The 12,223-nt window shown below is 62.5% G+C and carries 10 protein-coding genes and 1 tRNA gene; 6 read left to right on the forward strand and 5 right to left on the reverse strand.

The features are described 5' to 3' along the window. Positions 1 to 211: 211 nt before the first annotated feature. The 5 genes from mltG (at position 212) to J2X38_RS06450 (ending at position 3,339) form a co-directional block, all read left to right on the forward strand. Entirely contained in the window at positions 212 to 1,153 is a 942-nt protein-coding gene (gene mltG / locus J2X38_RS06430) for an endolytic transglycosylase MltG (RefSeq protein ID WP_310252355.1), read from the forward strand. A gap of 33 nt (positions 1,154 to 1,186) precedes the next feature. After that, positions 1,187 to 1,939 (forward strand): alpha/beta hydrolase, encoded by a 753-nt coding sequence (locus J2X38_RS06435; RefSeq protein ID WP_310252357.1) that lies wholly within the window; start codon positions 1,187 to 1,189, stop codon positions 1,937 to 1,939. A gap of 142 nt (positions 1,940 to 2,081) precedes the next feature. Further along, positions 2,082 to 2,642, forward strand: a complete 561-nt coding sequence (locus J2X38_RS06440) for a peroxiredoxin (protein WP_137890622.1) — start codon at positions 2,082 to 2,084, stop codon at positions 2,640 to 2,642. A 73-nt stretch (positions 2,643 to 2,715) separates the two neighbouring features. Next, a complete protein-coding gene (locus J2X38_RS06445) occupies positions 2,716 to 3,201 on the forward strand; it encodes a 2'-5' RNA ligase family protein (protein ID WP_310252722.1) in 486 nt (161 codons plus the stop codon). Positions 3,202 to 3,262: 61 nt separating this feature from the next. After that, positions 3,263 to 3,339: transfer RNA gene (locus J2X38_RS06450), tRNA-Met, on the forward strand. 702 nt (positions 3,340 to 4,041) lie between these two features. Here J2X38_RS06450 and J2X38_RS06455 read toward each other — a convergent pair. Both J2X38_RS06455 and J2X38_RS06460 read right to left on the reverse strand, forming a co-directional pair. After that, positions 4,042 to 5,232 (reverse strand): lipid-transfer protein, encoded by a 1,191-nt coding sequence (locus J2X38_RS06455; RefSeq protein ID WP_310252359.1) that lies wholly within the window; start codon positions 5,230 to 5,232, stop codon positions 4,042 to 4,044. 135 nt (positions 5,233 to 5,367) lie between these two features. Beyond that, on the reverse strand, positions 5,368 to 6,261 hold the full coding sequence (locus J2X38_RS06460) for a LysR family transcriptional regulator (RefSeq protein WP_310252362.1): 894 nt from the start codon (positions 6,259 to 6,261) through the stop codon (positions 5,368 to 5,370). Positions 6,262 to 6,354: 93 nt separating this feature from the next. On the opposite strand from J2X38_RS06460, the gene J2X38_RS06465 reads away from it, so the two are divergent. Beyond that, a complete protein-coding gene (locus J2X38_RS06465) occupies positions 6,355 to 7,497 on the forward strand; it encodes a CaiB/BaiF CoA-transferase family protein (RefSeq protein WP_310252364.1) in 1,143 nt (380 codons plus the stop codon). Positions 7,498 to 7,553: 56 nt separating this feature from the next. Here the strand turns inward: J2X38_RS06465 and J2X38_RS06470 are convergent, their stop codons facing one another. The 3 genes from J2X38_RS06470 to J2X38_RS06480 all read right to left on the reverse strand — a co-directional run bounded on the left by J2X38_RS06470 (position 7,554) and on the right by J2X38_RS06480 (position 12,203). Next, a complete protein-coding gene (locus J2X38_RS06470) occupies positions 7,554 to 9,710 on the reverse strand; it encodes a TonB-dependent receptor domain-containing protein (protein ID WP_310252366.1) in 2,157 nt (718 codons plus the stop codon). 131 nt (positions 9,711 to 9,841) lie between these two features. Next, entirely contained in the window at positions 9,842 to 10,621 is a 780-nt protein-coding gene (locus tag J2X38_RS06475) for an enoyl-CoA hydratase-related protein (RefSeq protein ID WP_310252367.1), read from the reverse strand. Positions 10,622 to 10,652: 31 nt separating this feature from the next. Next, on the reverse strand, positions 10,653 to 12,203 hold the full coding sequence (locus tag J2X38_RS06480; RefSeq protein ID WP_310252369.1) for a long-chain fatty acid--CoA ligase: 1,551 nt from the start codon (positions 12,201 to 12,203) through the stop codon (positions 10,653 to 10,655). Between the last annotated feature and the right edge of the window lie 20 nt (positions 12,204 to 12,223).

Below are 12,223 nucleotides of genomic sequence, written 5' to 3' on the forward strand. Positions count from 1 at the left end.
ATGGCCCCTCCGTCAGCGCTTCGCGCTGCCACCTCCCCATCGCTGCGCGACAGGGAGGATCAAAACCTCTTTCCTACATTGCGCGGCCATGCTCTAGCGGCGGGGAGTTCGCAGAGGCTGCGCTTAAAGCCACAAAGGACACAAAAAGACGATGCACATGCGGGTCTTTTGTGGCTTTAAGCAGGGGCCATCCAACCGACGGGAGAAAAGCGTGCATCCGTTCCGCTGGCTGACGATCACGATCCTGGCATTGCTGCTCGCCGCCTGCTCGGGCGGCGCGCCCAAGGATGCCGAAATCGTCATCCCGCCGGGCGCCAGCATCGCGAAGGCGGGGCAGATTCTCGAAGATGCCGGCCTTGTCTCGGCGTCGAGCTTTCGCAACGAAGCGCGCTTCTTCGGCTCGGACGACCCGATCAAGCCCGGCGAATACAAGGTCGAGAAGGGGATGGACGCGGGCGATATCCTCACCCTGTTCCAGTCGGGCAAGACGATCCAGCGCATGGTCATGATCCCCGAGGGCATGCCGTCGATCATGGTGTGGGAACGACTGATGGCCGAAAAAAGGCTGAAGGGCGAAATCCCGGTGCCCGCCGAGGGCAGCATCCTTCCCGACAGCTACGCCTTCACCACCGGCGAGACCCGCGCCGCGGTCGTGAAGCGCATGCAGGCGGCGATGGACAAGGCGTTCAACGAGCTTTGGGCCAAACGCACGCCGCGCACTGCGGTCAAGGACCGCAACCAGGCGATGACGCTGGCGTCGATCGTCGAAAAGGAAACCGGCGTTGCCGCCGAGCGCCGCACCGTCGCGGGGGTCTATACCAACCGCCTCGGCGTCGGCATGCGGCTCCAGGCCGACCCGACGATCATCTATCCGATCACCAAGGGCAAGCCGCTCGGGCGCCGCATCCTGCGCTCCGAAATCCAGGCGGTGAACGGGTACAACACCTACAGCATGATCGGCCTGCCGCAGGGCCCGATCGCCAACCCCGGCAAGGCGTCGATCGCCGCGGTGCTCGATCCCGAAGCGAACGACTATCTCTTCTTCGTCGCGAAGGGCGACGGCGGTCACATCTTCGCGCGCACGCTCGCCGAACATAATGCCAATGTGCAGAAATGGTATCAGCTGCGGCGCGACCGCGGGGAGATGGAGTAACCGTCTGCACCGCCGATAGAGGGGGACCGAACGATGACAACTGCGAAGCTCTTCATCCACGGGGTCCCCGACAGCCCCGCCATCTGGCGTCCGCTGCTCGCCGCGCTCGACCTCGGCGACACCCCGGTCGTGGTGCCCGCGCTTCCCGGCTTCACCGCTCCGCTGCCTGCCGGTTTTGCCGCGACCAAGGAAGCCTATGCCGACTGGGCAGTGAAGCAGGCGGAAGCGCTGGTCGCGGCGCACGGCCCGATCGACATCATCGGCCACGACTGGGGGGCGCTCATCGCGCAGCGCGCCGCGATGCTGCGGCCCGACCTCATCCGCAGCTGGGCGGTTTCGAACGCGGTGATCGACCCCGACTATCGCGGTCACCGGATCGCGCGCATCTGGAACACGCCGATCCTCGGCGAAATCTTCATGGCGCTCAGCAAGCCCGCCAAGCTCGCCGAGGGGCTGGCGGCGCAGGGCATGCCTGCCGACATCGCGCGCGAAGAGGCGGCGCAATGGGCGAACAAGGACAAGCGCCGCGCGATCCTGAAACTCTATCGTTCGGCCAAGGGGCTCAGTTTCGAGCATGACTGGGCGCGCGATATCGGCAAGCTGCCCGCGAACGGCGCGCTGATCTGGGGTGAGGGCGATCCCTATGTCGAGCTGTCGGTGGCGCAGCGCTTCGCCGCGAACACCGGCACCCCGCTGACGGTGATCGAGGGGGCAGGGCATTGGGCGATCGCCGAACAGCCCGCCGAGGTCGCCGCCGCGCTGCGCGCATTCTGGGCCACCCTATAGCCCCCCGCGCGCTTTCGGCATTCGAATTTCTGCAATCGGAGTTAATCGATAAATCCGATCAACCTTTGCCAATTTATCGATTGGACCGCAGCAGCCTTTCATGCGCTTAGGCGCACGAAACCAACAACAGAAAGGCTCTCCCATGATCAATCAGCCCGTTCCCGCCGTCACGCTCAAGACCCGCGTGCGCGACGAAGCCGTCGACGGCCCGAACCCGTTCCGCTGGCAGGATGTCGACACCGGCGAGCTGTTCGGCGAAGGCCGCCACATCCTGTTCGGCCTGCCCGGCGCCTACACCCCGACCTGCTCGAACGAGCAGTGCCCGGGCTTCGAACGCCTGCACGGCGACTTCGCCGCTGCCGGCGTTGCCGACATCCACTGCATCAGCGTCAACGACGCCTTCGTCATGTACAACTGGGGCAAGAACCTCGGCGTTGAAAATGTGAAGATGGTTCCCGACGGCTCGGGCGCCTTCACGCGCCGCATGGGCATGCTGATCAACAAGGATCACCTTGGCTTCGGCATGCGCAGCTGGCGCTACACCGCGATCGTCGATGACGGCGTCGTGGTCCAGATGTTCGTCGAACCCGGCATCAACGACGTCGGCACCGACAGCGACCCCTATGTCGAATCGACCCCCGAAAAGGCGCTCGAGTGGGTGAAGGCGAACCCCTACCAGGGCAAGCTGTCGCAGGCGGCTTAAACCGATAAGCGGCCCGGCATCCCCCCCTCCCGTCCGGGCCGCTGGCGCCGTACCCATCATCGTGACCGCGACGATGGGTGCGGCGGACCAGCTTCACTTCAACAATCTGCGCGCGGCGCATTATCCGCCCGAGCGCAATCACCTCGCGGCGCACATCACGCTGTTTCACCAGCTGCCCCCGTCGTGCCTCGATGAACTCGACCGGCTGATTCGCCGCATCGCCGCCGACACGCCGCCTCCCGCCGCAAACCTGCGCGAAATCTATTCGCTCGGCGGCGGCGTCGCCTTTCGCATCGACAGCGTAGACCTGCTGGCGATTCGCGAGCGTATCGCCGACCATTTCACCGGGATGCTGACGCTGCAGGACCAGGGAACGCCGCGGCTCCACGTCACCGTCCAGAACAAGGTGGAACCCGCACAGGCGCGCGCGCTCCTCGCCGAACTCGCCGTCGGCTTCCGGCCGCGCGCGCTGACGATCGCGGGTCTCGCCGCGCATCACTACCTCGGCGGCCCGTGGCAACCGGCCTTCGCACGCAATTTTCGCGGAGTGCGCACATGATATTGACCAGCGCGAATGCCCTGCCTATAGGCGCTGCTCGCCCATCGCGGCGGCCCTTCGGGGCGGAGTAGCTCAGCTGGTTAGAGCAGCGGAATCATAATCCGCGTGTCGGGGGTTCGAGTCCCTCCTCCGCTACCAACCTATCTAAGTTTTTGAATTAATTAGCTAGTTTGTGGAGCCGATGGTTGCCACATCTATCGGCCGTCCCATCTAACTCTTTGAAATCCTGAGGGCTGGACTTTGGCTTTCGGCTCCGGGCGGGGTTGGTCGAACCCGCAGATTCGCGAAGATCGAGCGCGCGTTGCTGTTTCATGTCGGTGATCGAGGACGGGCTGTGCCAGCCTGTCATGAGGCCAGTCTGGCCGAGCGGGAATGCGAAGAGGCTGAGATCGGCGCGCGCTTGCCGTCCGCGAGATAGCCGAACCCAGAAGCAGGGCATAAAAGCCTGGATTTCTTGACGATGGAAAATGCCAGGAGCGCATTCAAATCAATGAACGGCGCTCTCCAGAGATGTCGGATGGCGATCGTGTGTCGGGGCTGACGGCGGAGGCAACATTCGGTGAGAATGGATGTGTCGTTCGGCAGGAGTCATTGGCATCGATGGGGGCCTGTTCGTCCCAAAATGCCCGCTTTTTATGATTTGAGCCTAGAGCAGACTGTCTCCAACCGGCCATCTCCACCAGTTCAAGTCCCGCGATATTCGTCATTGAACTATGTGTTTTTCGTCGAGTGGATATCCTGGCTGGGATGTGCCGTCTGGATTCCAGCCGGTGCGGCTCAGCATCGACTGCTTTGTCACTATGCTGAGCCTTCCGACCATTTTTGCTAGAAGTTACAAGCTCAGACCTTTTCGTACAGCGTGACAACGCATGCTCCGCCAAGGCCGAGATTATGCTGAAGTGCATGGCGTACACCATCGACCTGGCGTGCGTCGGCGGTACCCCGAAGTTGATGGGTCAATTCATAACATTGAGCAAGGCCGGTGGCGCCGAGCGGGTGGCCCTTGGACAAAAGCCCGCCTGACGGATTGGTGACGACGCGCCCGCCATAGCTGTTGTCGCCATCGGCGATGAATTTCTGCGCCCCGCCTTCGGGGCAAAGGCCGAGCCCTTCATAGGTGATCAGTTCATTATGCGCAAAGCAGTCGTGCAGTTCGACGACGCGGATGTCGTCGGGGCCGACACCGGCGGCCTCATAGACCTGCCGCGCCGCCCGGCCGGTCATGTCGTAGCCGACAACTTGCATCATGTCGTTGGCATCGAAGGTCGAGGGCTGGTCCGAAACCATTGCCTGTGCGGCAATGCGGACGCCGGGCGTGAGGCCGTTGCGTTTGGCAAATTCTGGCGAGACGAGGATGGCGGCTGCGGCGCCGCAGGTCGGCGGGCAGGCCATCGGGCGCGTCATCACGCCGGGCCAGATTAGCTGTTCGCCGAGCACATCGGCCTCGCTCATTTCCTTGCGGAACACCGAAAGCGGATTGTTCACCGCATGGCGGCTCGCCTTGGCGCGGATCTTGGCGAAATCCTCCATCGTCGTGCCATATTTCTGCATGTGCGAGAGCCCGGCTCCGCCGAAATATTTGAGCGCGAGGGGGAGTTCGGTATCGACGAGCGCATCGGTTGCGGTGTTGAAGTCGACAAAAGGGCTCGGTCGGTCGGTAAAGGTTGCACCGAGCGCGCCCGGCGTCATCTGTTCGAAGCCGACCGCGATGGCGCAATCCACCGCGCCGCTCGCGACCGCCTGCCGCGCCAGATAGAGCGCGGTCGAACCCGTCGAGCAATTATTGTTGACGTTGAACACCGGAATGCCGGTCAGCCCGACCTGATAGACGACGCGCTGGCCGCAACAGCTGTCGCCATAGACATAGCCGGCATAAGCCTGTTCCACATCGGCATAGTCGATGCCGCCGTCGGCGAGCGCGAGGCGGATCGCTTGCGATCCCATCTCATCATAGGCGGGACCGGCGCCCGGCTTAGTGAAGGGGACCATGCCCACACCGGCGACAAGGACTTCGCGTTCAGATTTGGCCATTTTTCTTCTCTCCGACAGATTCATTGTTCCGTGGAGGCGTATCGGATGCCCGCCGACGTTGGGTCCAATTCAAAATAGTAGAGAACTATTCGTTTATGGAATAGTGCTCGACATCGGGACCGGAGTGGACGCAGCTTAGCCCAGCCTCTCGCGCACTTGGGCGATCATTGCCCTGGTCGCTGGCTTTGCGGGCCAGCGGGCCCGCACCGCGCAGCATAGCGGCGGCCCTTCGAAAAAATTCGTATCCCGCAGGGCCACGAACCGTTCCTGGAATCGCCGGCTGTTCGCAAATTCGACGGCAACGAAACCGATGGTATCCGACGAGGCGACGACGCGCTCGATGAGCGGGAAAAAATCCATCACATGCAGGCGGTCACCCAAGGCTTGCCCGCTTGCTTCATACATCCGGCGTACCGCGGTTGTGTAGGGTTCGGAGGACGAAGGGACGACGAAATCGAACTGGGTGAGCGTCTCCACCGTCACCGGGCCCATGGCAAGGATCGGATGCTCGCGGCGGACAAACGGTACGGCGTCGAGCACGCCCATCTTCTCGCACTTGAACTGGGCCCAGTTGGCGAATGCCGCGTGCATGCCGAAAGCCACATCGATGTCGCCGCGCGTCAGGAGCTGGACCCCCCGTTCGCTGGACCCCGTCACCATCTCGATGCGAATGCTGGGGCGACGGTGCAGCAGTGCGAGGAGCGGCTCGGTCAGCATCCACTCGAGCGAGCCCGGGAAGATGCCGATGCGCAAAAGCCCCTTGTACGGGTCGGCGCTTCGCTCGGTGTCGCCCACCAGTTCGGCGGCATCGGACAGGAGACGCGAGGCGCGGTCGATGAAATCGCGCCCCTCTTCGGTCAGCAGCGCGCCGCGCGAGGTCCGGTGAAACAAGGGATAGCCAAGCTGCCGCTCAAGATCGGCGACGCTCTTGGTCACCGCCGACTGGGTGACGCCGACATCGTCCGCCGCGCGCGAGAAGGAACCGAGCTTTCCCACCGCCACGGCATGCTTCAATCGGGAATCGAACATATCATTCCTCTCAGGCATGATCGATGATGATAATGAATTAGAGCAAATAGGCCGGTTCCGCCAATCTTTCCCTTTTCAACGAGGAGAGGATTTATGGCCGGACCTTTGGCTGGACTGCGGATTATCGAGATTGCCGGCATCGGGCCGGGGCCGTTTTGCGGCATGATGCTCGCCGATCATGGCGCGGAGGTGATCCGTATCGAACGGCCGGGCGACGGTCCGGGCTTCGCGCCCGGGGTTGCCGACGACATATTGGTGCGCTCGCGGCGGTCGGTCATGATTGATCTCAAAACGCCCGAGGGCATCGCGATTATCCGTGATCTGTGTCGCACGGCCGACGGCCTGATCGAGGGGTTTCGTCCGGGGGTGATGGAGCGCTTGGGTCTTGGGCCGGACGTCCTGTTGCAGGACAATCCGCGCCTCGTTTACGGCCGGATGACCGGCTGGGGGCAGGAGGGCCCCTACGCACACACTGCAGGGCACGACATCAACTATATCGCGCTTTCGGGCAATCTGCACACCTATGGGCGCGCGGGCCAGAAGCCGACACCGCCCGCCAATGCCGTCGGCGATTTCGGCGGCGGCGGGATGATGCTCGCTTTCGGAATGGTGAGCGCGATCCTTCATGCCCGGCAAAGCGGCCAGGGCCAGGCAATCGACTGTGCGATGGTCGATGGCGCCGCGGTGCTGGCGAGCATGATCTGGTCCTTCTATGGAAATGGTCACTGGCGGGATGAACGTGGCGCCAATCTGCTTGATACGGGGGCTCCGTTTTACGACAGCTATGAAACCGCGGACGGCAAGTTCATTGCCATCGGTCCGGTCGAGCCGCAATTTTACCGGGAACTGCTTCGGTTGGTCGAAGCGACGGACCTGCCGTCGAATCATTTCGACGCCAGGACATGGCCGGAGATGGGGGCCAGCCTTGACCAACTGTTCCGGATGCGGACCCGGGAAGAGTGGTGCGCCCTGCTCGAGGGTTCCGATGCCTGTTTCGCGCCGGTGTTGTCGCTGTCCGAGGCGCCGCTGCATCCACATAATCAGCAACGCGGCACCTTCCTTTGTGTCGACGGCAAAATCCAGCCCGCTCCGGCACCGCGCTACACCCGGACTGTGACCGAAAAGCCCCGGATGTCGCGCGCAGCGGGCGAGGATAGCGCAGAAGTGCTCTCCTCGGTGGGCTATGACGTCGCGCACATCGCCGACCTGAAGGCGCGGGGTATCATTGGCGGCTAAAAAAACGAGGCGCGGCCGGAGAGAGGAGGAGATCGGCCGCGCCTCGTTTCGGTGCGTCAGAAGCTGACCGCTACCTCGCCACCGATCACGCGCCCCTTGTTGAGTGGCGAGAAGCTGGCGCCAACCCCGCCAAAGGCCGCCGGGAGCTGTACATCGCTTCCAATCGTGGCCTCGTTCAGCAGGTTGCGGCCATAGATGGAGAATTTCCAGTGGTTGTCCGCTGTCGCGAGCGTCAGGCTCGCATCGAGCATGTCCGCACCTTGGAGGAAACCTTGATTATTATCGGTGAAGGCTGCCTTGTCACGATGGTTGTAGCTTACCCGCGCGGTGGCCGTACCCAGAGAACCGAGGCGCTGGTCGTAGGTCAGGCCGGCGCCATAGGTCCAGGGTGACAGGCGAGGCAGTTTGAGTCTGCGATCGACGCCGTTGATCACGCCGTCGCCGCTGAGGTCAAACTGGACATTGCGGTATTGGCCGTCGACATAACCGACCTGGCCCGACAGCGCGAGGTTCGGGAGGATGAAGAACAGCCCCTCGGCCTCGATCCCCTTGATCGTCGCATCGGCGGTGTTGCGGATCACCTGGCTTGCGCCGAGCGGCCCCGGCAGGACGATCTCGCGCTGCAGATCCTTGATCCGGTTGTAGAAGCCCGCAACATTGATCCGGTTGCGACCGAACTGCTGCTTCACGCCAAGTTCGAAACTGTCCTGCACTTCCTGGTCGAACGGCCCCGGCGGTACGTTCGGATCGGTGTTGCGCAGATTATAGCCGCCGCTGCGAAAGCCGCGGGTGTAGACGCCATAGACCTGCGTATCGTCGCCGGGTTGCCATTGCAGGCCGATCTTGGGGGTGAAGCCCTTCCATTTGTCGCTGTCGGCGAAATTGGTCGTGCAGATGATCGTATCGAGATTGCAGCCATTGGGCCGGAGCGTCGACACTTGCACGGTCTTGCGCTCCCAGGTGTAGCGACCACCGAGGTTCAGCGTCAGCGTCTCGCTCAAATGCCAGTCCGCCGAAGCGAACACGCCCCAGGTCGTCTGATCCTGGGCGCCGCCGCCTGAGACGATCTGCCGACCTCCGAGGAGGGTACGGCGCTCGCCATAGCGAATATCCTGCGTGAAATAATAGAGACCCGTCGTGACATCGACATCACCGAATTTTCCGGCATAGCGCAGTTCGTCGCTGAGCTGGCTTTGTGCGATCTCGATGTCGGCATGGAAGAGCGACAGGGGCGTGGCATCGATGTCGGATGACGCGGAGGACCGATAGCGCCGATAACCCGCGATATTGGTGATGACGCCCTCGCCGAAGCGGACGTCGACATTGGTCTCGGCGCTCGCCTGATCCCATTTGTTGTCGTAAAAACCGCGATTGTTGACCGAGAAGTCGAAGCTGTCGCGGCGGAACAGTCCATGATTTTGGCCTGCGGGGCCGTCGCCCTTGGTTTCGCCATGCTCATAGCGAATATCCATGCGGAAATCCTCGCCGCCCCGGATCGATAGGGCGGGGCGGATAATCAGATCCGTCGCCTTGCCAAAGCTCTTGCCGTCGAAGCGATTGCGGAACCAGCCATCGTCGTCGCTGTAATAGACCGCGAGTTTTGCTGCCACGACATCGTCGACAATCGGCCCCGTCACGACGCCACTAACGGTCTTTTTGAGGCCGGTCTCGACCGAAGCCTTGCCCCGGAATTCAAGATCGAAGCTCGGCCGCGACGTGCGGACGACGACCGCGCCGCCGGTGACATTGCGGCCGAAGAGCAGGCCTTGCGGGCCGCGCAGCACTTCCAGTCCCTCGAGGTCGAAATTGTCGAACACGACCCCCGCATTGATGCCGAGATAGACGCCATCGATGAAGACGCCGACCGTCGGGTCGATCGATGGGATCGAACTGTTGATGCCAAGCCCGCGGATCGAAAAGTTCGCATAGCCCGGGGTGGTGCCGACGGCCTCGAGCTGGACGTTGGGAACGTCGTAGCTCAGACTCTGCAGGTTCCGGACGAACTTGGCGTCGAGTTGCGCCTCGCCATAGGCGGTCACGGCGATCGGCACGTCCTGGACATTTTCGCCATAGCCCTTCTTCGTGGCGGTCACGACGATGTCTTCGCTGAGCGCGCTTGTCGCCCGGTCGGGCTGCGATGCGGCTTCATTCTGGGCGAATGCCGACCCCGGCCAGAGCAAAGATGCGGAGGCCAGCAACAGATATTTCTTCATGAGATTCCCTCTCCCTCGGATGTTGGTTTTGTTTTCGAGAGGAAGTGTCTTATTACATCGGCGAGGCGTCCAATTCAAACCTCTGCCGGGTTATTCCTGCTGCTCATATCATTCCGCTACGGCATATGAGGTTATCGGCCGCAGAAGTTCGGTGGTCGACGTGCGAGAAAAGCCGTGACGCCTTCGCGAAAATCCGCGGTTTGGGCGGCGGCGTGTTGGTCGAGTCCCTCCATCGCGAGCGTCTCGGAAAAGCTCTGATTCAGCGCGGCGCGCATGCCGTGCCGGATAAGCCGGTACGACGTTGTCGCACCCTTGGCGAGCCGATCCGCCAGCGTGCGGGCGGTTCCGGCAAGTTCTTCATCGTCGACACAGGCATGGATCATGCCCCAGTCGCAGGCCTGGTCGGCACTGATCTTTTCGCCGAGCAACAGCATTCTGCCCGCGCGCTGGAGGCCGATCAGCCTTGGAATGATCCAGGTCGCCCCGGCATCGGGCACGAGTCCGATATTGGCGAACGACTGGTAGAAATAGGCAGAGCGGGCCGCGACGACGAAATCCCCGTACAGGGCAAGCGAACACCCCGCGCCCGCCGCCGGTCCGTTCACCGCGGTAACGATGGGAATGGGGAGGTTTGCGAGCTTCTCGAAGGCGGGATTGAGCTGCTCGACGAACATTTGGCCTATGTCGCGGGCGAACGCATCCAGATCCATCTCCTGAAGGTCGGCGCCGGTCGAAAACCCGCGCCCGTTGCCCGTGAGCAGCAGGCAACGCGCGCCTTCTTCCACCACCCGATCGAGTATGGCCGACAAATCGTCGATCATATCGAACGTCAGGGCATTCAACCGGTCGGGGCGATTGAATGTGATCGTCGCGACGTCGCCGTCGAGCGCGTACAGAATGGCATCAGACATAGTTGCATTTCGCTTTCGGCATGGGGGTGGCTCAGGCCGCGTCCTGTTTCGTCCAGTAGGGCGCGCGCAATTCGGTTTTCAGCACCTTGCCCGCCGCCGAAAGCGGTAGCGGTTGTTCGCGAACCTCGCATGAGCGCGGGCATTTATAGCCGGCGATCAGCGTTTTGCAGTGCGCGATCAACATATCGAGGGTTAGGGATTCCCCCGCGCGCGGGACGATGATCGCATGCACGCGCTCGCCCCATTGATCGTCGGGCACGGCAATCACCGCGCAATCCGCAACGGCGGGATGTTTGAGCACCGCATTCTCGACCTCGGCGGAAAAGACATTTTCGCCGCCCGAGATGATCATGTCCTTGACCCGGTCGACGATGAACAGGAAGCCGTCGGCATCCATATAGCCGGCGTCGCCGGTCAGCACCCAATGGTCGATGATGGTCGCGGCAGTGACCTCGGGTTTATTCCAATATCCCATCATGATATTGAGGCCGCGAACCCAGACTTGGCCGACCTCGCCGCGCGCCAGTTCGCTGCCGTCGTCCGCGGCGACTTTGACATCGACTCCCGGTAGCGCATGGCCGACCGAGCCGAGTTTGGATATGTCGCCGTCCAGCCGTTGATATTCGGGGGACAGGATCGTTGCTCCCGGCGACAGCTCGGTCTGACCATAGCCGTGGAAAAGCTGTGCGTCGGGCAATGCCGTTATAGCGCGGCGCAAAATGGGTTCGGGCATCGGGGCGGCGCCATAGATAAGCGTCCGGATCGACGACAGGTCGCCGCCATGCTCGTCGCAATGATCGAGCAGCATTTTCACCATAGTCGGAACCAGCAGGATATCGGTGATCCGGTCGGCCGCGATCGCATCGCAGACGAGGGCAGGAACAAAGCCGGGGATGATCGAATGGGACCCGCCGAAAAATGTGGTGGAGAACATCATGGCCGCCGCCGCCATATGAAAGAGCGGGGGGGCATGTAAGGTGATGGAGTGACGACCGGGTCGCGTGATCGCGCCCATCGATTGCACGCTGGAGATAAGCCCCGCGTGGCTCAGCATGACACCCTTTGGGAACCCCGTCGTCCCGCCGGTATACATGATCGCCGCCAGCGCCTCGCCGCCGTGCCGCAGGTCCTCGATCGGGGCGGCCTCGGCGATCAGCCGCTCATAGTCCTGCGCCCAGTCGGGAGATATTCCTTCGCCAGCGTAAATAAGATGGCGCAGCGACGCAGCCTCATCGCGCAACGCCGCCGCCTGATCGGTGAAGCTGTCGTCGAACAGCAGTACCGACGGCGTCGAGTCGTCGAGCGAATAGAGGATTTCCGCCATGCTCCAGCGCGTGTTCACCGGGACCGCGACGGCGCCGATCCAGAACAGCGCATAATAATGTTCGACATAGCGATCCGAATTATGCGCCAGCATCGACACCCGGTCGCCGGGCCCCACGCCCAGTGCACGGAGCGCCCCGGCAAGCCGGGCGACGCGGTCGCCAAATTCACACCAGTTTCTTTTGCGGCCCTGGAACGATGTCGCAGTACCACTGCCGTTGATCTGAACCGATCGGTGAACGCCTTGAGTCAGGTACATATAATTCCTCTCCGCAGCCG

It is taken from the genome of Sphingopyxis sp. BE235 (assembly GCF_031457175.1).
GTDB lineage: Bacteria > Pseudomonadota > Alphaproteobacteria > Sphingomonadales > Sphingomonadaceae > Sphingopyxis.